Source organism: Paenibacillus mangrovi, from assembly GCF_022898935.1.
Lineage (GTDB): Bacteria > Bacillota > Bacilli > Paenibacillales > Paenibacillaceae > Paenibacillus_AQ > Paenibacillus_AQ mangrovi.
This window is the reverse complement of sequence record NZ_JALIRP010000001.1, coordinates 751,200-771,567: the sequence shown is the minus strand read 5'-3', so window position 1 is coordinate 771,567 and position 20,368 is coordinate 751,200. Positions and strand designations below refer to the sequence as shown.

Genomic DNA, 20,368 nt, shown 5'->3' with positions numbered 1-20,368 from the left:
CAGCCGGATGTTCAGAGGATTTTACCTTCTTCGATTTTGGATAGGCTTCTCCAAAGTGTAGAACTCATCGTCGATTTGAGCCATTTTTTCATTGATCAATGCTCTTGAATCTGCGATAGCCTGGTTGTAAATATAAGGTCCGAGCTCGGTAATCATGAAGTCGAGGAACTGCTCCGCTCCCAGCTGACCTATGCTTTCGGAACGCTCCTCTTCAAAATAAGCTTGGACGCTTCTGACGATCTCCTCTTTTTGTTCTTTGGGCAATTTGATCGAAATCATCTGATATACACCTCCTGTATGATCTATTCCACAATAGCCTTAATAATTGTATCATGCAAAATCGGCCGCAAATCTCTCAGCACGTTATCCCTGCCCAAATGAACGGCATTTGTCAGAAATACGACGCTCATATCATTCACAGGATTAATCCAGAGACTTGTACCGGTAAAACCGGTATGCCCAAAGCTGCCTGCCGGCCAATGTGCTCCACAGGACATCATCGAATCGGGACCCTCATGTACCTGCCAGCCTATGCCGCGTCCCTTATAAACCGACTTTGTACATGCATCTACCGTTTCGCGGGAAAGGAATGAATACCGCTCCGGCTCGAGCCAGGCTCTTGCATATTTGGATAAATCCTGAGCGGTTGTGAACAGACCTGCGCTTCCAGCCACTCCCCCAAGACGGTAACATGTCTCGTCATGTACTTCCCCCAGCAAATACTTCGTACCATCCCACTCTGTGGGAGCAATCCGTCCGCGCAGGCTCACTGGTGGATTGAAATAGCTATCGATCATCCCCAGTGGCGTAAAAATAGCTTCACGGGCATATTCATCGAGCGGCTGCTTTGTCAAACGGGAAATGATCCAGCCGATAAGAATCATACCCAAGTCGCTGTACTCCACGCGCTCGCCGGGGCTGAATTCTAGATCCAGAGTCAGAATTTGCTGGATGTCGATGCTGCTGTAACGTTCCTTGGAACCCGGAAGTCCCGAAGGCAGGCCTGATATATGTCTCAGACAATGCTCTATGGTCACTTCGGCATGACGGAACTCCGGAATGTATTTTTGAACCGGATCCTCCAGCGACACCTTAGAGGACTGAACCAGCATCATGATCGCCGGCAGCGTGACAGCGACTTTGGTAAGGGATGCCACATCGAAAATCGTATCTAGCGATGCCGTCCCGTATGCGGCCTGCCATTTCTGTTTATTTCCCACCTGAATATCGATGACAGCGCCGGGTATTTTCTTTTCTGCAACCCAGCCCTCTATTAACTCATGAATTGTACCTATTCCTTTCACAACAGTCACCGCTTTCTCTTAGATTGTAAGAATCATGTTGCTAGAGTGCGGGCCAGCTATCAATCTCTTTTAACCAATCCAATCAGACTGACCAGCGCCCCAAGCAGAATCGTAATGAAACTAAGACTGGGCATATAAATTTTGAAATCCTGAATAACGTTAAAAATGAATCCAAGCAGGATCAGCTCTGCCCCAAAGAACATGATCTTTTTGCCCGATAACCGGTTACGATAGACAAATATGGATATGATACCGATTACAATTATAAGTATAATCAACAAGCTGATGATTTTAAATCCCATTTCCGTTAACGAAAACAGCTGATAAAAGGAATCCCGAGCTTCCAACTTAAGTCCCTCCTGACGAATATCTATCCTTAATCATACGTATTGTACAGTATATTTTTACCAAGTGCACCGTAGACTGCAAAAAAAAACGTCTTCCCATTGGAAAACGTCTTCGCAAGATGTTCACGAAATTATTTTCGGCTTAATTACGATCTTCCTACCGGAACGGCATTCAGGTTCAAAATCGACTTTCGCTCAATCAGCTTCGCTTCAATAAGTTCAGAAACCGGAGTCTGCTTGGGATCCTTTAATAATTTCAGAAGAGTTAGAGCGCTCTTTCTTCCGATTTCCTCCCGTGGCTGCTCCATGGTGGTCAGCTGAATCCATTGAAAGTCTGCGCACTCCAAATTATCAAATCCCATCACCGATATCTGCTCCGGAACCGTAATTTTATTCATATAAAGCCATTCCATGGCCCCAATCGCCAGCAGATCGTTCGCTGCAAACACCGCTGTCAAGTTAGGGCATCTATGATACAGCTTCTCCATCGCGTCACGTCCATGCTCGATGGTGCGGCCGCCTTCGACGATTCCGACTGGCTCCGGCATGAGTCCGTAAGCAGACATCGTATCCATATACCCACGCATCCGTTCGGAACCTGTAATGGAGTTAGCCGGCAAAGAAATAAAACCAATCCGCTGGTGGCCTCGTGTGATTAAGTGACGCACGGCTGCCGAAGCGGCATGATAATGGTCCACATCAATATAGGGCGCATTAAGCCCTTCCGGCGTTCTTCTCCGGAGAAAGACCACCGGCATCTGCAAGCTTTTTATTAAAGCAATCATTTCATCATCCAAAACACCCGGTGTGATGATCAGTCCGTCAAATTGGCGTGAGATGGCGTTAGCAATAAACTGCTTTTCTTTTGCAGGATCCCGATTCGTACTGCCGTATACCACCTGATAACCGTGTACGGACAGAGTCTCCTCTACGGCGGTTGCCAAAGCGGGGAAAAACGGGTCCAAAATATCTGGAATCATGAAACCTATAGTAAAAGTCTTTTTCTGAATCAAACCTTTGGCAACGGCATTCGGCCGATAGTTCAATACTTGGACAGCATCCATGACTTGGGTTTTAGTCGCCCTGCTCACATCCGGATAATGATTTAAAGCCCTTGAAACGGTCGAAACGGATATGCCTAAATACTTTGCAACATCTTTGATATTTGTCATTAGCCATACTCTCCTTTTTTGCATCATGCTCAAAAACGTTTCCGGCAACGTTTATCTTTATCATAAATAAAGATTGTTATCGCTAAATCAATAGAAAGATAAGTTTGTGTTAAGAAAGGCAAAAAACCTTCCGGTTCCGGAAGGTTTTTTGGAAATATCTATCACATTAGCGGGTGATTTATTAAACGTCAATCTAAATTAGTGAATTAAAAGAAAACTGAAATGTTTTTGACTGTTCACCACCATTTTTCTTGTAGAATTCAATAGCATGTTGATCAACCCCATCAGCCTGAACAAATAAATCTTTAATGCCGTTCGACTTACAAAGATCTATTATTTCATGAACTAACCTGCTTCCAATTCCATTACGCTGGTACTCTTTACCGACCGCCAAGTCGTATATATACATCGAGGATCCCTCCTGATCATACATCTCTAATTCGTATGCAGTTAATCCTCCTACAATCTTGTTATCGATACAAGCTACGAAACATACAAACTTAGGATTAATCAAAAGATTACTGATATTTCTCGTATTCACAAAATTCAAATTCGGTGATTCAAATTCCTTGTTAAACAAAAGCACCAACTGAGAAAACTTAGAGTCATCTGCTCTTTGCAATTTCTTATATTCAACAACATTATTTTTCATCTAGATTCTCCTCGTCACCAAATAAATGGAATTAATTTTTTGGTATCCTTTTTATAAGCTGTAAATTGTTCTCCGTATTTATTTTGTAAATATGTATCAGCATTTGGAATATAACTCGTGACAAATAATAAAAACAAGCCGACAGGAATAAGTAAACTATAAAAATTATTTGATATTAAAGCTAAGCCTAATACCCAAAGGCAGTCTCCGAAATAATTAATATGAATTGCATATTTAAATAACCCGCCTATGTACAACTTTCCTTTGTTCAAAGGATTATCTTTAAATGGTTTTCTTAGTAATTCTGAAGCTGTGTTTAAAATACTTCCAACAAGGAAGATCACCCAGCCTGCAATAGATAAAAACATATTACTCTCTTGATTACTCATTACAGTTAAAATGGGAAATCCTAAAAAATATATTGCAAATGCGGTACTGTTGCCTATCGCTTCCTTCCATCCAATACCTCTCGGTAGCCAAATGAACATCATCGCAGTCAGCCTTAAGCATGTAATGATTAATGCTACAAACAGTCCTATAGAACTATAATTTTTTTCATGAGAAATAAAAAGCAAATAATAGGAAGCGATCAAATATACGATCTGTGCAATCAATATGAAGATTTTTTCTTTTGTTGTTTGTTTGTTTATGCCATACATGTTGTTTTCTTCCTCTCTTGTTTGAGACTATGATATTTCATACAAGCAATCTCCTATCCCAAGTTAATGTTTGCGAACAGCATTTTGAATAATCAAAATATGTACTGTATATACTGTTTCACTATAAAATTATTATAACTATCTAAAATTGAGATTTCAATAGATTTGTACTACTTTTATTGATTTACTCTAAAACTTGAGCTACACTACAAGTGAGGTGGAGAAAATGAACGGATTTGAACGGCGGAAACAGAACAAAATTGAGCAGATATACAGCTCCTCATTTGAATTGTTCTCTAAATATGGTTTTCAGAAGATAAGCGTGAATGAGATCGCTCAAAATGCGATGGTTTCTCCCGCTACCATATATAACTACTTTGGAACAAAAGAACAGCTCTATACCGACATGCTTATGAATTGGATGGACAAACAGTTGGAGCAGTATGAGAAGATTCTGGATTCAGCGTGTTCCTTTCCTGAAAAGACGCAGGAAATCATGCTGCAGGAAGTTAAAACTCTACAAATTTTATCGGATAATTTCCATAAATCCCCACTCTCTGAGGTGAGTGGATTGATGCAAAGGCTAGATAGCTATACTGAGCAGAAAGTCATGCAATTTTTCATAAAATTTGTCGCGATCGGAAAGCAAGAGGGTTACATTCATAGAGATCAAACAGAAGAAGTAATTATGCTGTATTTCACGATGTTCAAAAATGAGCTGGGTCGGTATTGGGAAGCGTCGAATCAAGAACGCATAACGAGGAATATGGATCAATTGATGGAATTGTTTTTCTATGGGTTGGTCGGGGAGAAGCAGAAGTAGGACAAAATCGAGAAATTGACCGTCCACCTCATTTCGCAGACTTTTGGATATAAAAACACCCCTTCGGCTGATCATAACCAAAGGGGTAGAACGGTACAACTTTTTTGCAACCGGTACAACTTTATTTGGAATTATGTAAAAGTTTGAGTTTGATATAGTCCCCAATATTTTTCTCTACTTATCTTCCAAATAAAATATCCATCAGGGTGCTGAGTGTGCCGGACTTGTAACCGCGAAGCACATCGGGATTATAGATCTCCACAAAACCGCAATGCGTGCAGGATACAAACAGAAAATGGTGAATCATTGGATTCACCCCTCCAGAAAGATCGTTATAACCGTTTGTCTGTCATTCCAACTCCCGCGCCTCATCTCAGCTCTGCCATGTTTCATATTCCTCGAAAAAGAAGTCCCCCTCCAATTCCAGTCGGGTATCCGGCCTACTACCATCGTAATAATTCACATCCATCGTCATTCCGCACCACTGGACATGAAAAAAACCATTTCCCTTATATTCAATTCGAACCGTATTATGATGAACTTCCTGATGTTCAAAATAATAGAGCCTGGCGTCAAGGCTGCTGCCATCTTCGTTATAACCCGATTCAAGCTCGAATTCCCGCACACCAAAGTGCTTCAAATCCAGCTGATCAAGATACACCGTAATCTCGGCATCGGGGTTATTTTGTAATTCGTCCGGGTCAGGAAGACTAACCAGCGGCTCCGGATCGGTTTCCGTTTCGAACCAAAGCATCACTTTCTGATCATCGCCTTGGCCCTTGTACGTCGCATAGGCTCTCGCTTCAACCAGACGGTGTTTCTCGGTACCATTAAAACGAAATAATGTCAGGTTCCCCATAACCAATCCCCTTTTGATGTCCAAATGATTTCATGTTCAAAAGCCTGCTACAAAAGCTTCCGGAAGCCTTCTACCTTTTCGTCCCTGTAACCCAGCTTCGCATAGAACTGATGGGCCTCCTTACGTTTCTCACCTGACACGAAAATAATATAGCCACAGTCATGATCCCGTGCGATTTGTTCAATTCCCGCCATCAGCTTTTTCCCAATTCCTTGTCTGCGGATTCGATCGGACACAATCACATTTTCAATGACCATAAACGGCTTACAGTCCCCAACAAAATCGAGGCAAACAATCCCCATTAACGATCCAGCTAGCTCTCCTTCATAAAAAGCGCCCAAGATATGATAATTACCGCTCGCTTCAGCAGACTTGAATACCTGCGTTAAACGCTTTTCATCTGTGGAAATTCCCATCAGTTCTTCATATAAACGGCTCAGCGCCGTAAGATCCTCTTCAGTAATATGCTTAATCGTAACCATCGTTCTCCTGCTTTCTGTTCATAGATTTCCATGATGATAGGATATGTATAGTGTACGAGGGTACCTGAATTGCTGCAAGAAGAGATCTATTCTTCTCGGAATCAACCGGGTTACCACTCCTATTTTCAAGCCAATGGTATGGTCATCATATCTTGAACCTGCTTGCATGTACCTTCTATATTCACCAGTTGAATGATAGATATCTGCTGTACTTCTGCCTTTAAGACCTCTAATTTGCCCAAGCAGTACTGAAAAGCTTCCGCCAGCTTGGATTGTTCCAGCCTGTTAGCTATTTTGCAGTGCGGTATCCAAAAGAGCTTGTGAATTCGACCAATGACACATCCGAATAATCAGCGATCGTAAGATGGGGTTTTCGATCAGGAACTTCTTCGGCGTATTTTGAAATACCCGCTTCACTAAGCTCTCTCCAAAGCTGCTTAATCCATTGTTCCGTGGCTGTATCAAAATATAAAACGACTCCGTACATCATATCAGCTCACTTTTCGGTAAGTTCAAATTCATCACGTGGCTATCCTTAGGCTATTTGTTTGGAGTCTCAGCAGATATTTGGCGGAGTCTGAATAAAATCTGTTTGATTTTACCGCTCATTGCGACAGCCAGAAACAGCCCTTCATTAAAGCGGTCACCACGTACATAGCTGGTTACCAGCTTTCGTAACGTTTCCAAATCGGCATTCATGATCTCTTTTTCGATATCCCGCTCTATATCTCTGTAAATCTCGTGTTCCCGGATCCACGCTCCCCAATCGAAAACCATAGTAAAACCGGTATCCGACAACGCCTTTCGAAAAGCAATAAGCGTATCCACCTCACATCTCCAGCCGTTCACTTCCTTGTAAAAGGTACCGGACGGTCCCTGGAAAAACTCCAGATATACAAGAAGTTGATTGATTTCGGTTTGGGTTATGATTGCACTACTTGTCAAAGTGCCTCCTCCTTCCTTGCAATGGCCGCGTCCAGTTTAAGATTCGTAAATCTTTCTTGCATCGGCCGGTAGCTGACTCACATGCTTGAGATAACTAGACATATTCACGTCATCCTGAACGGGATAGATGTATCCCAAGTGATCTGCTACCTCATGGGCTAACACACGGAATAAGTCGCAGGTCACCCATACAGAACTCCACATCTTTTCATAACTGGCTTCCGCATACGTCTTCTTATACATGTTCCAGTATTCTTCTGGAAGATAAATTTTGAAGTATTTCCCCATCTTTCCCGCAGACACTCCGAAATCATGTTTGGACCCGATCCACCAAGATACCATCTCATCCAGCGTAGCTCGGATCACCTGCTCAAACATCTGCTTCGCATAAGGAAGCTCATCCCGCCAGATCCCCTTTGCCACGTTCTGCAAACACCACCAAAAGTTATTACAACAGCTCATAAACAGCGCTTCGCTTGGCTTTTTCACATGATAATCCGTATCTGTTGCATCAGGTATTGGCGGCAAGCAGCCGTCCTTATCCAGCAGCGGGATTGTAAGAGAGTCGCTTGAGTATTGTTCCAACATGGAATCTAGCGTTTCGATGTGCAAATCGATCCGATTCCCATCGGTAAACAGCATCAAATATCCGTAAGATCGGTCAAAATCCATCTCGGCACCGACAGACCGGTTATTTTTATCAGGCTCCTGCATCATAAGCAAATGACCAAATACATGAACCCACGCTTCATCCTGGATAAAGGAAGCTGTCTCCGTAACGACGTACACGATGTCATAATCCTGAAAAATATCCTTTGGAGCATGGGAATTCGTTCTCGATCCATTCATATACACAGCGCGGATTCGCTCATCTTCGCGTGCAATGTTAAGGATAAGATTAAACATTTCTTTTTCTGTTCTCATCCATTTCACCCCATCCAAATCACCTTTTGCCAATCTCTTCCGCAAATATTTTCAATTGCTGATTGCGGTACTCCAGAAAACGCTTCATGTAATTTTTTAATATGAGTCTTTCAGTCATCCATCCAATCACACCGAAGGGAGCTTCAAAAATCAACTTATCCTTCATTAAAGTCTTTCCGTGTACATCTTCAAAAGTATGTTCGTGCCGTAAACTCTTAAACGCACCCCGTACCATAACATCCGTAAAAAGATAGGGTCTTCGAAACTCGGTAACTTGTGAAGTCAGCTTTTGCCTAATCAAAAAATGAGTCGCTTGAAAGGTCACATATTCGCCTTCGCCGATTATGCCCTTCGTCGTTCCCTCGATTGTTCTTTCCTTGGTATGCTTCCATACCGTTTGCGTGTGAAGATGGATATTCCTTGCCAAGTCAAAACAGACATCGATAGGAACATGAATGAGAATTTCAGTGGTAACGATAATCATCAAGTATGGCTCCTATTCTGTAAAACTCTGTGTTGAATCGTCATTTGATTAACTCCTTTGCCAGAGTACCTGCTCTTCCTATTAAAATATTATTTTGCTCTAAGTTCATCTCTGATCTCTTCCAATGTTTTTTGCATTCTTTCCATTCTTCGAAGTGCAGAGTATTGGTTGCCGATTATTCCAAACAATCCGATGACCACAACGACAGCTACTAATAAATCCATTATGTATCCTCCTATGCACGTTACCAACATTGTTTTCTCTGATGCATTTAGGTATTTTAACATAATATGGAGGATAGATCGTGAAGTTATTGACACCATATGAAAAAAAACTCCCTTCAAAAAAGCATAAGGGAGTTAAAAATGAATAGCTTGCAGATCACCTATTAATTTAAATCGATACAGCAATGTTTATATTTCAACCCGCTGCCGCAAGCACAGGCGTCGTTTCTTCCGGGATTTTTACCATTGTAATAGAGGTTAACCCCTTGCTGAAAAAAATTGTTTCGTACCCGCTCCTCTAGCGCCTTCATTCGTTCATGGGCATACGCGTATACCTGCCGATAACTATAGCAAAAATAATCCGGTTCAGATTCCTGCATGGAATCATTCCATTTGCGGCTGCGAGGACAGCCCCCATAACACAAATCAAGCCATGGACATGTTTTGCACCTTTCCGGAAGCCTCGGCTTCAACTGAATGAAATCATTATGTAATGGATGAGACAGGATGTCCGTTAGAGGGTCGACTCCAACATTTCCGAGATTCCAGTCAGGATGTATATAAAAATCACATGGAAAAGCATCGCCGTTTTGCTCCAAAACAAGCGTTTGTGAACAGGTTCTCCGGTGAGTACACATTTCTGATTCGCGATGGACATAAACGCTAAGCATGTTGTCAAAAAAACGCTCGGAAATGATCGGGGTTCCGTTATTGTACCAACAATCGAACGCAGAGCATAGAAAGTCTGCATATTCGTCCGGCGTGATCTCATACACACCCACCTGTTCAATGTGCTTGGAATGGAACTCCATACAGGGTATAAACTGAACAAATCCGAAATTTTCCTGCTGATAAAACCTGAAAAGCTCCCTGCTCTTTCCTACATTCCCTTTATGGATGACCGTAAGAATATTAAAATCCACCTGATGACGGCGCAAGTGGGAGATCCCGTTCATAACCTTATCGAAGCTGCCATTGCCCCGCGAATCCAGTCTGCGCTGATCATGAATCTCCTGAGGTCCGTCCAAGCTAACGCCAATCAGAAAATTGTATTTTTTGAAAAATTCGGCCCATCGCTCATGAATCAATGTCCCATTGGTCTGCAAGGAATTGCTGATGATGGTATTTGGAGGAGCATACTTTGCCTGCAAAGCGATGACCTCCTTGAAGAAATCAAGACCTGCCAGCAGCGGCTCGCCCCCTTGCCATGCGAATGAAGCGACTCCATTAGATAGAGCCATATATTCTTGGATAAACTTCTCCAGCAGTGTGGGGTCAATCTTCCTGATCGTCTTCCCTGGCTTGCCCCCGCAGGTACTGAAATAGCAATAATCGCATGCAAGATTGCAATCTTCTGAAACCGTTTTCCATAATACGCCGATGGATCTGCCTACGCTTGACGAACAAGATGATTCCATACGATTCTCCCTTTTTCGTATTTGGAATCATTGTATATGTTCTCCATTTCGGAAGGAGTGATGAACATCACTCCCCTAACATACCTTTCTTTCACGCGGAATTCCGGTCCGGGAATTTGCCAGTTGTAGGTCCAGACTTCTTTCCTATCACCTGACGGCAGCGTAATCGTCGTTTTTTTCGCTTCAAGGATAAAAGACCGATCGGGCGTCCCGGTTTTGGGGCCAGTCAACTCGGCGACACTCACGGATTGCGATGCGGTACTACCGGTATGACCGTGCTCATGGCCGGCCATGCTCATCCGATCTGGCACCTGGACGGGGAATACCCAGCGTGGCGCGGCCGCCGCCAAACGAGCAATGACCGCAAACACAGCCAATAAGATCGTCGTCGCAAACTGAACCAACAACCAGACCATTAACTAACCTCCTCTTGGATTTAACTTTCCAAATCCGATTTCGTAACCGATACTACGGGCTCTAGATGAACGTAATATAAACCAAATGGGAACAAATGTAAAAAAAGTCGGACGAATCGTTCACCTTTTCGCTTCGGTGTGAGAACACAAAAGAACCTCCCTATTTTAGAGAGGTTCACAAATGTTATTGCTTTTTCGATACCGCTTTTACAATTTCTCTAAAAGCGGTTATTTCTTCGTAATCATTTGAATCTTCCGGATCAGCAGAAACCTTAGCGATGACTACCTTTGCATCTTTGTCTACGTAAATATACTGGCCATTGAATCCCATAGCTGAAAACTCATGACCAAATGTTGCTCCTTCCGGAACCCACCACTGATACTGATAGCCAAAGTGAGGGTAAGCGACATTAGGCTGTAAATCCGCATCAACAGGTGTTGTTGCTTCTTTTACCCATTTTGCGGAAACGATTTGCTTTCCTCTCCACTTGCCATCTTGCAAAAATAGCTGACCTAGTTTAGCCAAGTCACGAAGTGGTGCATTGATGAAGCTGAAACCCAAATCGTTATTGTTTAAATCTTGGTTCAAGTAAGCATCACTTGTCATGTCGAGCGGTTTCCAGAGCTTTTCGGATAATACCTCATGCAGTGGTTTCATGTTAACATTCTCTACAAGAAAAGTAAGAACCTGAGCATCTACGCTCTTATAGTTGAACGTATGCGGTCGGCCGCCTTGCAAGTCTTTAATAAAGTCTTTAAACGGCATCTTATTGAATACTACATCCTGAAACATACGCCAGATATCCGAATTTTGATTGCTGTAATCCTCGTCCCAATCTACCCCTGAAGACATTTGAAGGACATCGCGAATTGTCGCCTCCTCGTAGCCTGAACCTTTAAGCTCAGGAACATAATCGGTGATGATGTCATCAATACTCTTAATTTTGCCTTCATCTACTGCGATACCTACAAGGGTAGAAACGTAGGACTTCGCTATTGAATTAGTTGTAAAGCGGGTGCAGGCACCGTTGCCATTGAAATACTGTTCGTTTACGATCTTACCGTCTTTGATTACAAGAAGACCGTTTGTTCTACTGCGTTTCATTAAATCCGTGAACTTGCGAGTTTCACCTTTGAACTTATAGGTGAGAGTGCTAAGATCAACAATTTTACCCCTTTTAAACGGATGAACCTTACTACCCTTTTGAATGATAGAATGAGGTAGAAATTGATCCATATGAACAAAATTCCAAGGCATTTTATCCTCATCAAGAATTGTGACAAGCTTAGATACATCGTAAGTATCGCTGATCGGATCATTACACTGTGCAGGCTTAGCTGCAAGAGCGCTATTCTCAGGTTCTACTGCATTAGCTGAAGCAATCAGTGCCGAACTAAGAAGTAATGCAGATGCCACAAACAAACTTACAACCTTTTTCTTCATTTTGTCTCGCTCCTTCAAATGATTTGTAAATGGTGTGTGCCAACCGGATGTCCTATTAAGGTTTCTTAATCAAACAAGCACCACACAGAATATATAACTTCACCTCCTCGTGAATTTATCTCATATTCCGATTTCACAACCGATACTACGCGTCCTGTGTGAACGTAATATGAATTAAATGGTAACAAATGTAAAAAGATGAACGGATCGTTCATCTTTTTGCTCACTCGAATTTTCGATTGTTTGACTGTGTTACATGGCTGGCAGAAAGACGGTTACCGCCGTTCCTTTTCCTGCAGCGATGTCTATCTCAACCCAGCCGTCGTGCAATTCGACAACGCGTTTTACGATTGCGAGTCCAAGCCCGCTCCCCCCCGCCTCGCGGTTATGCGATTTATCGGCCATATAAAACCGTTCAAAGACGCGTTTGCGGTCTTCTTCGGCAATGCCGATTCCCGTATCCCGAAAGACGACTCCGATTTCACCATGTCCGGACTGAAGTTCAATGGAGATATCGCCGCCCTCGGGCGTAAATTTGATGCTGTTGCTGAAAATATTGAGCCATACCTGGCTCAGCAGGTCTTCATCCGCATGAATCGCCGTTTTGGGAAGCTCGAGGTGAATATTCAAGCGTTTGGCCGCCCATTGCGGCTCCGTGGCTACGACAATGCGGCGCAGCTGCCTGTCAAGCCGAACGAGCGCCGGATGGAAGGGATAATGGTTCGAATCGATCGTAGCCAGCCGGAGCATGTTCTCGCTGAGTCGAGACAGCCGCATGCTTTCATTCCGGATAATGTTCAGACAGCGCAGTTGCTCGGCTTCATCGAGACCGTCCTTTTGCAGGATGGAGACAAAACCCGAAATGGACGCCAGCGGGGTTTGAAGCTCGTGGGACACGTTGGAAACGAACTCCTGACGCATCCTTTCGATCTGGCTCAGCTCGTGGGCCATTTGCTGAAATTGTTCCGACAAGACGCCCAATTCATCTTTGCTCTTCGTCTGAAGGGCGATGTTGTAGTCTCCTTTGGCCACTTTTTTGGTTGCCGCCGTCAAGGCTTTTAAAGGCTTCACCACTACTCTCGTAAAGAGAACGAATTTGAAGCTGCCGATCGTGAGCGCAATCAAAATGAAAGTACCCATAATGGTGAATACAAAATCCATATTAGCACTTTCCGGATGAATGACGAGCGTCAACTGCTCATCCGCTGTTTGTAAAGGAAAACCCATGTACAAGCTCGTCGGCATAGGAAGGACGGAGGTGCGCCTCACGACTTCGACACCTTCCTGGACGAGATTGATATCCTCGCCCGTAAGATTGGGATTGCTTGCGTGGCCATAAACGTAGCGCAAACCGTTCCGATCGTATACCCATAAGGATACCTTCTGCTTTTCGGACAACTGTTTCAGATAAGGGCCGCGCTCGGTTGGCGCCAATCGGGAATAAACATCCGCGATCAACCCGCTTCGCATCGCATACTCGTTCCGGATGGATTGCGTGATTGGGTTTTGGAGCAAATACGCGGTGATCGGAATGGAGAGTCCGAAACCTACCGCCAATGCAACGATAAATATCAATAAAATTTTTAAATTGATGCTCTTAATCATAGCTTTCCGTCTCCAATCGGTATCCGAGACCGCGAACCGTTACGATGCGAAACAGATGGGTATAGGCGGCGAACCGCTCCCGCAGCCGCTTGATATGAACATCGACCGTCCGCTCGTCCCCTTCGTGGTCGAATCCCCATACCGCTTCGATTAACTGCTCCCGTAAAAAGATTTGGCCGGGATAGCTGGCAAGCAGATACAGCAGCTCGAATTCCTTGAGCGGTAAATGCCAGTTCTCGTTGCCGACCGAAACGGTTCCTCGAAGCCGATCCAGCTTGAAGCTGCCTAAGACGACTCTCTTATCGGCTGCGATCCGGTAACGGCGCAGCACCGCTTTGATTCGGACCACCAGCTCTTGCGGATCGAAAGGCTTGACCAGATAATCGTCGGCGCCTAAGCCGAACCCCTTCACCTTCTGACTCGTCTCGTGCTTGGCCGTAATCATAATAATCGGCAGTTCGGGATTCAAAAGCCGTAGTTCACGGCACAAATTCCACCCGTCCATGATGGGCATCATGACATCAAGCACGACCAAATCCGCAGGCGAGCTTTCCATTTCCGCAAGCGCCTCTTTGCCGTTGACCGCTCCCCAGACACGATATCCTTCACGGTTTAAAACCATTAAAATCATTTCCAACATATTCGTATCATCTTCTACTACAAGTACATTTGTCATTGCTTATTCCTCCGTCCAAAAAGCTCCCCTTAAGCAAAAGTTTTCCGCCAAGCACCACAGTCTACTGACCCCAACAAGCCCGTACAAACGTTTCTGCGCAACCGTTTCCGGCTACAAGTCGGCTACCCCAAACCCATGCCGATCATCGTGCTGATGAAGACTCCCGCGAATTGCCCGGCTCGCGCAGCACTTGCAGCGTAAGCTTGCCTTCATTTTCTCACGGTTCAATTCGGCGTTGAAGATGGGTCAGGTTTGACGCTTACGTATCTCCTTTTTAGGCAACTCCACTACGGTTGTTTTTGTGATATAGTCATGTAATGTTTTTCTTCCTTTGTTTATCAATAATATCGCTATATACACAACGATCATGGCATTCGGAATCAAAATCAAAGCCGGGTGATCTGGTTTTTCGATATTCCACCAGGGTGTCGGAACTAAAATAATCAAATGTGTCAGTTCCCACGGAAGCAATCGGATCCACGTTCTAAAAAACGCTTGAGCAAAAGTGATTTGGGATCCCTTTTCATTCATTACTTTGAGCCTTAATAAGCGTTTTCCTATCGTTTGCTGTTTAAATCTTTCGCAGAAAATGAAATAAGCCCAAACCGGGAGAGACATCGACAAGAAGACCCAAGCTTCAATTTGATAGCCCTTGTTCAGTTCATCGAAAGGGAACCCTGATGTTGTGGTATAGATGACCCACTGGATACCCACAAGGATGATGGCGAGAAATACAAAATCAAGCCAATATGCGAATAATCTTCTCAAGGATCGTTTCATGTAACCCTCCTTCCCATTATTTTTTATTTTTCATGCTTTCGAGTATGATATGAAGAACTCCAAGGATAAAACTGCCGGCTCCTACATATATTCCGATATAAATTGAGGTATAGGCATAATCGGGAATGATTCCATCACCAACCGGCCCCACTTTGGGCTGATCGATGGACCATAATTGATAAAACGAAACGGCAAGAATAATAAGAGCACCGAAAATGGCAAAAATCCCTTTTTTCAATCCATACCTCCATATCTGAATTTTCCTATTATATATAATCACTTCGGGTGTCAAAAATGTTTGTTGAACTTCCCTTTCACAAGATCTCCAGCAATTCGCCGACTTTCCGTATGGAATGTAACGGTTTTGCTGTAATTTCATCTCTCCATGGCTGATTCACTTGAATCCAGATCGTTTCCATCCCCGCTTTTGCCGCTCCTTCAATATCATTCACAGGATGATCGCCTACGAAGATGCATTCTTTAGGCTCCAGCTGCAGCTTTTCCAGAGCCATGTTGAATATTCCCGGATCAGGCTTTTTGATCCCCGCTTCCTCTGATACGATAATCAGATCAAAATCGTCCCTTATTCCGAGCTGATTGATTTTCCCGTGCTGGATTAACGTGTCCTTATACCCATCCTGATCCAACTCGATAATTCTGTTGAAGATATCCTGAGTCGACTCCATGTTCTGAAAATAATTTTGAATGAATAAATTTGTAAAACGGTCAAACGTACGGGTTCGATCCAAAATCGTGTTATCCAGATCAAACAGAACGGCTTTGATATGATTCATGTTTACCTCCAATGGGACTCTTTTCAAGTTCAATGATCGATGCATAAAGTAATGACCTGTTACATACACAAAAACCCACCTTCGGATATTTCATCTTCGGGTGGGATTTACATACTCTCGTTGATTTTTAAATTTGCGGACAAGCGTTCATCATGTTATTTCTTCACTGTTTTCATTGATTTGGATACATCTCTTTCAAAAACGTAACTGATTGAGTTATCAATGCTTTTAAAACTTCAACATCAATATCTGCTACTTTGTTGATGTATACACAGCCCTTTCCTGTTGTGTGTTTTCCAAAATCCTTTAACAATTCCTCCCGTTTCGTCTCACCTGGCGCAAAATATAAACTGATCTTTGCTTTACGAGGTGAAAAGCCAACCAGCGGTGCATCGCCTTCGTGACCCGATTCATATTTGTAATGATAGGCTCCAAAGCCAATAATGCTAGGTCCCCACATCTTCGCTTCATAACCCGTCGTCTCTGTAAAAATGTCTAAAAGCTGGTACGCGTCTTCACGTTTCTTGGGGCTTTCAACATTCTCAATAAATTCAATAACACTATTATCCGTTTCTTTGGTCTTTAGTTCATACATGGGTCAAAAATCTCCTTTTGCTTTAGTATCGAATGTACCGGAATCCGGCTAGGATATGTGAGTTGTATACTCCGCCATGATCCCCTCCCTTTAAATAGTGCACGAATCACGCTTACAATTCAAGAAATACGATGTTTCTGGATCTTTCTCTTAGAACGATCATTTTCAGTACGGTGTTCTAACGACAAAAGACTCCTTCAGGAGCCGAGTGCAAGTTACCTTATCTTCTTGCCGCTTACAACATGCCAGTGAAAATGCTTAGAATCCTGATACTCTCCTAAATTTGTAATTATTTTCGCAGCTCCTGTCGTGGCTGTCATTTCTGCCGCAATTTTTTTTATTACTTTCATTAATTCTAATAAAAGACTTTCATCATTTTCCTTTTCATCCGAAATCAAAGATTGGACATGGATTTTAGGAATAACGACAATATGATGTTCGTAGGAAGGTCGAGTGTGATGATAAGCTAATACATTTTCAGTCTCCATCACCTTTTTGACTTGCGTATGCCCATTCAGAACTTCATCACAATAAAAATCGTGGGTCATCATAACCTCCTGTGTTTCTCGATTTACATAATATAACATATCATAGTGCGGATTGTGGTTTCCTCAGCATGATTAACCTGAGATGACCTGTATCGCCATAGTTAACGTCACTTTCAAAAATATCAAGAACAAAGTCAGTGCTATTTACTTCACTCAGCAAGTCACTATGTGTAAACCAATGAACATAGCCGCTGCCTAAGGGGAAATTATCCCCCTCCTCTATGATCTCAAAAGTGGCTGCCGGATGGCTCTGAAAATATTCATCCTTTGCCTCTTCAATGTATTCTTCCGGTACAATATGTTGAGTAATAATGCATGTACCGCCAGGTTTGAGAACTCTAAAATACTCTTTAAAAGCCTCACTCCGTAATTCTCTTGTTGGTATGTAACACAAAATCTTAAACGCAATTAATACATCGAATTCATCATCTGGAAAAGGTAAACTTGTTCCTTCTGTTTGTACGAAATGAATATTTTGGTTATTACGCTCTGAATATTCTCGTGCAACCGATAGTAACTCCCTACTAACATCAAGCCCTGTCACATGATATCCTTGATTCGCTAGATAAACACTTATTCTGCCGCCTCCACATCCAATATCCAGAACTGTCCCTTCGCGATCTAATAAGTCCAGCAAATATTTTTCAGCCGTTGTCGGTCCAAGTAGTAACTCATCTGAATAGTGGGATACTTGCTCAGGATGATTAAACCAGATTTTCACCGTTTCGAGTAAATACTCATGCTCTTTTGATATCTTCATTATTTATCCCCTTAAAGATAATCCGTCCGGTTCAAAAAAATTCATCGATCGCTTAATACATTAAATCCCCTAGAAATTCAATTCCATGCTCTTCACAGTAATCCTTGTACTTTTTCAATACCGTATAGATATCATCTTGACCAATGATCTGGTTCTCCTCATCAAAATATTGAAGACTTCCACCCAAAATAAATAACGTAATCACTTCTTCGTCTTCTGTTATTAACGTATGAATATCACCAGGGGGTTCAAAAATGAAGCTTCCGGGTCTAGCAACCCAATTTCGGCCTTCATATCTCCATTTTCCTTGAAGATTATAACCGATGACCGATCCGCCTGTATGTCGATGTCTGTTTAGAGTCTTATTACCCTTAATCTTAAATAAATAGGTCCACGTCCCCGTATTCAAATCGAATCGCAGTGGCTTGAAATGGCAATTCCCATTGTCAAAAGGAACCCACGGCAGGTCATCTATATGAAACACTCTCTCAGGCAGTTGAAGTTGTTCAGCAAACTGTACAACCGAATCATGAATGATATTAGCCATAATTAATGATCCTTTTCTTTTTTATATTAATTCTCAGTTATCTCTTCATAAAAAAACAGCTTATTTCCAAACGGATCAATCAAACACACTTCCTTCGTATTCCATTCTGTTTTTTCAATACCAGGTCGGGAATATCGATAGCCCTTATCGAGTAATGATCTATGAAAATCCTCTAGCTCTGTAGTCGCTATGCGAATTGCGGAGCCAGGAGAGCAATCCCCGTAATGTTCCGTCAAATGTAAGGTAAGATTAGGCTTGGATACTTGCATGTATAAAGGCATATTTTTCTCAAATCGGTGTTCCCAATCCAAATGGAAGCCTAAATACTCTAGATAGAATTCTTTCGCTTTATTTTCATCAAAAATTCTAAATATTGGTGTAATATTACCTATCCTCATTTTAATCTCTCCTTATGAACCACGAGTGCAGAGCACAGTGTTTTAAATTGTAACCGCTAAATGTTAGAGATGGACAGTCAGGTCTGAATCCAGTATTTACAGATCCCTTTATGTATCACTTCAAGGTAACCATTGTTACTTTCAATTACTCTTCTTGATCTTGTATTTGTTTCATCGCATGTTATCGTGCCCACCGTACTCTTTTAAAATATCATTCAAAGTATGTCTTATTTTACCGTATGCAACTGGACGATCATTAACGTACTTCCATAACACCTACCTTCACGGTTTAAAAATTCTCCGGATTTAATCCTTTCAGTTCATCAAAGACAAAATACCCATCTTGCCTAACAAGGACATCGTCAAACCATAGTTGACCTCCACCATACTCCGGCCTTTGTATATGTACAATATCCCAATGTATCGATGACAGATTTGTGTTTTCACCTTGTATCGGAGCCGATCCTACCGCAAGATGAATACTTCCCCATATTTTCTCATCGAATAAAATATCTTTCATTGGATTTGTAATATATGGATTCAGCCCGATTCCAAACTCTCCTATATATCTTGAACCTTGATCCGTATTAAGAATCAGATTCATTTTTTCGGTATCGTTTGCAGTTGCTTCTTCAATTTTCCCATCTTTAAACGTAAACTTTATATTTTCAAATGTAGTTCCCTGATAAGTCACCGGCGTATTAAAAGATATATATCCATTGATCGAATCTTTTCGTGGAATGCAATAAACTTCACCATCGGGGAGGTTTTGATGACCTGCATCCATGGAGACAGGCATGTTTTTTATGGACATGGATAAATCACACCCAGGCCCTTCAATTCTAACGGTTTCAGTCCTTTTTAAAAGATCAACAAGTTTACTCATTTGCAAAGCAAGCTTGGAGTAATCTAAATTACATACTTTAAAGTACAAATCTTCAAATTTCTCTGTCGACATATTCGCTCGTTGAGCTGCCGAAGCATTAGGATAACTCATGATACACCACTTGGTATTACTCCACCTGTGTGCATGAACCTCATGATAATAATTTTTCCAGTAATAATCCATTTTCTCTACATCTACATCATTTAGCTCATTTGTGTTTAGGTCTGCTCTAATGAGAAGATATGCATCCATTTCATTCATTCTTACCTGATCAAACGTAGACATTAATTTTATTTGTTCTGAAGTACATTGCTTTAATTGAATTGCTAATATCTCATTATCTATAAACGTAACAAATGGATTTCCGCCTGCTTTATATGTTTCTTCAACAATTGCTTTTACAAGCAAATTTTCGTGACCTTCTACTTCTATTAAAAGATTTTCGTTCTTCCTTATACAAAGTGAGTAGTTTACGACATTATGCGCAAGTTGCTGATTTCTATAATCCTTCATGTCAAACCTCCATTTCACTACTTTTTCGAATTCTAATACTTCACATCTCAATTGTTATACTTCTAACAATTTCTTCAAGATGACCCGTCTTCCTTCTATTTTTTTCTAAAAGA

At 42.2% G+C, this 20,368-nt stretch carries 28 protein-coding genes; 1 reads left to right on the top strand and 27 read right to left on the bottom strand.

Annotation, left to right across the window (positions count from 1 at the left end):
- Positions 1 to 21: 21 nt before the first annotated feature.
- The 6 genes from MUG84_RS03560 to MUG84_RS03535 form a co-directional block, all read right to left on the bottom strand.
- The gene (locus tag MUG84_RS03560) at positions 22 to 279 is read right to left on the bottom strand and encodes a DUF2164 domain-containing protein (RefSeq protein ID WP_244720030.1); all 258 of its coding nucleotides are present in this window, start codon (positions 277 to 279) and stop codon (positions 22 to 24) included.
- A gap of 23 nt (positions 280 to 302) precedes the next feature.
- The gene (locus MUG84_RS03555) at positions 303 to 1,313 is read right to left on the bottom strand and encodes a serine hydrolase domain-containing protein (protein WP_244720027.1); all 1,011 of its coding nucleotides are present in this window, start codon (positions 1,311 to 1,313) and stop codon (positions 303 to 305) included.
- A gap of 50 nt (positions 1,314 to 1,363) precedes the next feature.
- Positions 1,364 to 1,651, bottom strand: a complete 288-nt coding sequence (locus tag MUG84_RS03550) for a hypothetical protein (protein ID WP_244720024.1) — start codon at positions 1,649 to 1,651, stop codon at positions 1,364 to 1,366.
- A 146-nt stretch (positions 1,652 to 1,797) separates the two neighbouring features.
- Positions 1,798 to 2,823, bottom strand: a complete 1,026-nt coding sequence (locus MUG84_RS03545) for a LacI family DNA-binding transcriptional regulator (RefSeq protein ID WP_244720021.1) — start codon at positions 2,821 to 2,823, stop codon at positions 1,798 to 1,800.
- Between the two features lie 193 nt (positions 2,824 to 3,016).
- Complete coding sequence (locus tag MUG84_RS03540) at positions 3,017 to 3,475, bottom strand: GNAT family N-acetyltransferase (RefSeq protein WP_244720018.1); 459 nt, start codon at positions 3,473 to 3,475, stop codon at positions 3,017 to 3,019.
- A gap of 14 nt (positions 3,476 to 3,489) precedes the next feature.
- A complete protein-coding gene (locus MUG84_RS03535; RefSeq protein WP_244720015.1) occupies positions 3,490 to 4,134 on the bottom strand; it encodes a DUF1295 domain-containing protein in 645 nt (214 codons plus the stop codon).
- Positions 4,135 to 4,360: 226 nt separating this feature from the next.
- Between MUG84_RS03535 and MUG84_RS03530 the strand changes: the two genes are divergently transcribed.
- Positions 4,361 to 4,957, top strand: coding sequence for a TetR/AcrR family transcriptional regulator (locus MUG84_RS03530; protein WP_244720012.1), 597 nt, complete (start codon positions 4,361 to 4,363; stop codon positions 4,955 to 4,957).
- A gap of 178 nt (positions 4,958 to 5,135) precedes the next feature.
- Here MUG84_RS03530 and MUG84_RS03525 read toward each other — a convergent pair whose 3' ends face one another.
- From MUG84_RS03525 to MUG84_RS03430, 21 genes are all read right to left on the bottom strand, one after another.
- Positions 5,136 to 5,264: a zinc ribbon domain-containing protein gene (locus MUG84_RS03525; protein ID WP_244720009.1), complete on the bottom strand. Its 129-nt coding sequence runs from the start codon at positions 5,262 to 5,264 to the stop codon at positions 5,136 to 5,138.
- A 66-nt stretch (positions 5,265 to 5,330) separates the two neighbouring features.
- Entirely contained in the window at positions 5,331 to 5,816 is a 486-nt protein-coding gene (locus MUG84_RS03520) for a hypothetical protein (RefSeq protein ID WP_244720006.1), read from the bottom strand.
- Positions 5,817 to 5,863: 47 nt separating this feature from the next.
- A complete protein-coding gene (locus MUG84_RS03515) occupies positions 5,864 to 6,298 on the bottom strand; it encodes a GNAT family N-acetyltransferase (RefSeq protein ID WP_244720003.1) in 435 nt (144 codons plus the stop codon).
- A gap of 540 nt (positions 6,299 to 6,838) precedes the next feature.
- Positions 6,839 to 7,243 (bottom strand): DUF6508 domain-containing protein, encoded by a 405-nt coding sequence (locus tag MUG84_RS03510; RefSeq protein ID WP_244719999.1) that lies wholly within the window; start codon positions 7,241 to 7,243, stop codon positions 6,839 to 6,841.
- 36 nt (positions 7,244 to 7,279) lie between these two features.
- On the bottom strand, positions 7,280 to 8,167 hold the full coding sequence (locus MUG84_RS03505) for an aminoglycoside 6-adenylyltransferase (RefSeq protein ID WP_244719996.1): 888 nt from the start codon (positions 8,165 to 8,167) through the stop codon (positions 7,280 to 7,282).
- A gap of 19 nt (positions 8,168 to 8,186) precedes the next feature.
- Positions 8,187 to 8,651 carry an SRPBCC family protein gene (locus MUG84_RS03500; protein ID WP_244719993.1) on the bottom strand — a complete coding sequence of 155 codons (465 nt, stop codon included), beginning with the start codon at positions 8,649 to 8,651 and terminating at the stop codon, positions 8,187 to 8,189.
- An 89-nt stretch (positions 8,652 to 8,740) separates the two neighbouring features.
- Positions 8,741 to 8,875: a hypothetical protein gene (locus tag MUG84_RS27200; RefSeq protein WP_280521125.1), complete on the bottom strand. Its 135-nt coding sequence runs from the start codon at positions 8,873 to 8,875 to the stop codon at positions 8,741 to 8,743.
- Positions 8,876 to 9,039: 164 nt separating this feature from the next.
- Entirely contained in the window at positions 9,040 to 10,293 is a 1,254-nt protein-coding gene (locus MUG84_RS03495) for an anaerobic sulfatase maturase (RefSeq protein ID WP_244719989.1), read from the bottom strand.
- Positions 10,266 to 10,709, bottom strand: a complete 444-nt coding sequence (locus MUG84_RS03490) for a cupredoxin domain-containing protein (protein WP_244719986.1) — start codon at positions 10,707 to 10,709, stop codon at positions 10,266 to 10,268. The genes MUG84_RS03495 and MUG84_RS03490 overlap by 28 nt, the downstream gene beginning before the upstream one ends.
- 184 nt (positions 10,710 to 10,893) lie before the next feature.
- Positions 10,894 to 12,153 carry a serine hydrolase domain-containing protein gene (locus MUG84_RS03485; RefSeq protein ID WP_244719982.1) on the bottom strand — a complete coding sequence of 420 codons (1,260 nt, stop codon included), beginning with the start codon at positions 12,151 to 12,153 and terminating at the stop codon, positions 10,894 to 10,896.
- 252 nt (positions 12,154 to 12,405) lie between these two features.
- Positions 12,406 to 13,758 (bottom strand): sensor histidine kinase, encoded by a 1,353-nt coding sequence (locus MUG84_RS03480; RefSeq protein WP_244719979.1) that lies wholly within the window; start codon positions 13,756 to 13,758, stop codon positions 12,406 to 12,408.
- The gene (locus MUG84_RS03475) at positions 13,751 to 14,434 is read right to left on the bottom strand and encodes a response regulator transcription factor (protein WP_244719976.1); all 684 of its coding nucleotides are present in this window, start codon (positions 14,432 to 14,434) and stop codon (positions 13,751 to 13,753) included. Before MUG84_RS03475 ends, MUG84_RS03480 begins: the two co-directional genes overlap by 8 nt.
- A gap of 246 nt (positions 14,435 to 14,680) precedes the next feature.
- Positions 14,681 to 15,214, bottom strand: a complete 534-nt coding sequence (locus MUG84_RS03470) for an RDD family protein (RefSeq protein WP_244719973.1) — start codon at positions 15,212 to 15,214, stop codon at positions 14,681 to 14,683.
- Between the two features lie 16 nt (positions 15,215 to 15,230).
- Positions 15,231 to 15,452 (bottom strand): hypothetical protein, encoded by a 222-nt coding sequence (locus MUG84_RS03465; protein WP_244719970.1) that lies wholly within the window; start codon positions 15,450 to 15,452, stop codon positions 15,231 to 15,233.
- A 76-nt stretch (positions 15,453 to 15,528) separates the two neighbouring features.
- The gene (locus MUG84_RS03460; RefSeq protein WP_280521176.1) at positions 15,529 to 16,053 is read right to left on the bottom strand and encodes an HAD family hydrolase; all 525 of its coding nucleotides are present in this window, start codon (positions 16,051 to 16,053) and stop codon (positions 15,529 to 15,531) included.
- A gap of 127 nt (positions 16,054 to 16,180) precedes the next feature.
- Positions 16,181 to 16,603, bottom strand: a complete 423-nt coding sequence (locus MUG84_RS03455; protein WP_244719964.1) for a DUF1801 domain-containing protein — start codon at positions 16,601 to 16,603, stop codon at positions 16,181 to 16,183.
- Positions 16,604 to 16,818: 215 nt separating this feature from the next.
- Positions 16,819 to 17,154, bottom strand: coding sequence for an HIT domain-containing protein (locus tag MUG84_RS03450; protein ID WP_244719956.1), 336 nt, complete (start codon positions 17,152 to 17,154; stop codon positions 16,819 to 16,821).
- Between the two features lie 37 nt (positions 17,155 to 17,191).
- A complete protein-coding gene (locus MUG84_RS03445; protein WP_244719952.1) occupies positions 17,192 to 17,911 on the bottom strand; it encodes a class I SAM-dependent methyltransferase in 720 nt (239 codons plus the stop codon).
- 52 nt (positions 17,912 to 17,963) lie between these two features.
- Positions 17,964 to 18,458 carry a 2,4'-dihydroxyacetophenone dioxygenase family protein gene (locus MUG84_RS03440; RefSeq protein ID WP_244719949.1) on the bottom strand — a complete coding sequence of 165 codons (495 nt, stop codon included), beginning with the start codon at positions 18,456 to 18,458 and terminating at the stop codon, positions 17,964 to 17,966.
- 26 nt (positions 18,459 to 18,484) lie between these two features.
- Positions 18,485 to 18,856, bottom strand: coding sequence for a glyoxalase superfamily protein (locus MUG84_RS03435; RefSeq protein ID WP_244719945.1), 372 nt, complete (start codon positions 18,854 to 18,856; stop codon positions 18,485 to 18,487).
- A 289-nt stretch (positions 18,857 to 19,145) separates the two neighbouring features.
- Complete coding sequence (locus tag MUG84_RS03430) at positions 19,146 to 20,255, bottom strand: aminopeptidase (protein ID WP_244719942.1); 1,110 nt, start codon at positions 20,253 to 20,255, stop codon at positions 19,146 to 19,148.
- Between the last annotated feature and the right edge of the window lie 113 nt (positions 20,256 to 20,368).

Excerpts from the sequence above, each read along its gene's own strand:
- MUG84_RS03560 (WP_244720030.1), bottom strand. The coding sequence starts at position 279 with ATGATTTCGATCAAATTGCCCAAAGAACAAAAAGAGGAGATCGTCAGA.
- MUG84_RS03545 (WP_244720021.1), bottom strand. The coding sequence starts at position 2,823 with ATGACAAATATCAAAGATGTTGCAAAGTATTTAGGCATATCCGTTTCG.
- MUG84_RS03540 (WP_244720018.1), bottom strand. The coding sequence starts at position 3,475 with ATGAAAAATAATGTTGTTGAATATAAGAAATTGCAAAGAGCAGATGAC.
- MUG84_RS03535 (WP_244720015.1), bottom strand. The coding sequence starts at position 4,134 with ATGTATGGCATAAACAAACAAACAACAAAAGAAAAAATCTTCATATTG.
- MUG84_RS03530 (WP_244720012.1), top strand. The coding sequence starts at position 4,361 with ATGAACGGATTTGAACGGCGGAAACAGAACAAAATTGAGCAGATATAC.
- MUG84_RS03525 (WP_244720009.1), bottom strand. The coding sequence starts at position 5,264 with ATGATTCACCATTTTCTGTTTGTATCCTGCACGCATTGCGGTTTTGTG.
- MUG84_RS03520 (WP_244720006.1), bottom strand. The coding sequence starts at position 5,816 with ATGGGGAACCTGACATTATTTCGTTTTAATGGTACCGAGAAACACCGT.
- MUG84_RS03515 (WP_244720003.1), bottom strand. The coding sequence starts at position 6,298 with ATGGTTACGATTAAGCATATTACTGAAGAGGATCTTACGGCGCTGAGC.
- MUG84_RS03505 (WP_244719996.1), bottom strand. The coding sequence starts at position 8,167 with ATGAGAACAGAAAAAGAAATGTTTAATCTTATCCTTAACATTGCACGC.
- MUG84_RS03500 (WP_244719993.1), bottom strand. The coding sequence starts at position 8,651 with ATGATTATCGTTACCACTGAAATTCTCATTCATGTTCCTATCGATGTC.
- MUG84_RS27200 (WP_280521125.1), bottom strand. The coding sequence starts at position 8,875 with ATGGATTTATTAGTAGCTGTCGTTGTGGTCATCGGATTGTTTGGAATA.
- MUG84_RS03495 (WP_244719989.1), bottom strand. The coding sequence starts at position 10,293 with ATGGAATCATCTTGTTCGTCAAGCGTAGGCAGATCCATCGGCGTATTA.
- MUG84_RS03490 (WP_244719986.1), bottom strand. The coding sequence starts at position 10,709 with ATGGTCTGGTTGTTGGTTCAGTTTGCGACGACGATCTTATTGGCTGTG.
- MUG84_RS03485 (WP_244719982.1), bottom strand. The coding sequence starts at position 12,153 with ATGAAGAAAAAGGTTGTAAGTTTGTTTGTGGCATCTGCATTACTTCTT.
- MUG84_RS03480 (WP_244719979.1), bottom strand. The coding sequence starts at position 13,758 with ATGATTAAGAGCATCAATTTAAAAATTTTATTGATATTTATCGTTGCA.
- MUG84_RS03475 (WP_244719976.1), bottom strand. The coding sequence starts at position 14,434 with ATGACAAATGTACTTGTAGTAGAAGATGATACGAATATGTTGGAAATG.
- MUG84_RS03470 (WP_244719973.1), bottom strand. The coding sequence starts at position 15,214 with ATGAAACGATCCTTGAGAAGATTATTCGCATATTGGCTTGATTTTGTA.
- MUG84_RS03460 (WP_280521176.1), bottom strand. The coding sequence starts at position 16,053 with ATGCATCGATCATTGAACTTGAAAAGAGTCCCATTGGAGGTAAACATG.
- MUG84_RS03455 (WP_244719964.1), bottom strand. The coding sequence starts at position 16,603 with ATGTATGAACTAAAGACCAAAGAAACGGATAATAGTGTTATTGAATTT.
- MUG84_RS03450 (WP_244719956.1), bottom strand. The coding sequence starts at position 17,154 with ATGATGACCCACGATTTTTATTGTGATGAAGTTCTGAATGGGCATACG.
- MUG84_RS03445 (WP_244719952.1), bottom strand. The coding sequence starts at position 17,911 with ATGAAGATATCAAAAGAGCATGAGTATTTACTCGAAACGGTGAAAATC.
- MUG84_RS03440 (WP_244719949.1), bottom strand. The coding sequence starts at position 18,458 with ATGGCTAATATCATTCATGATTCGGTTGTACAGTTTGCTGAACAACTT.
- MUG84_RS03435 (WP_244719945.1), bottom strand. The coding sequence starts at position 18,856 with ATGAGGATAGGTAATATTACACCAATATTTAGAATTTTTGATGAAAAT.
- MUG84_RS03430 (WP_244719942.1), bottom strand. The coding sequence starts at position 20,255 with ATGAAGGATTATAGAAATCAGCAACTTGCGCATAATGTCGTAAACTAC.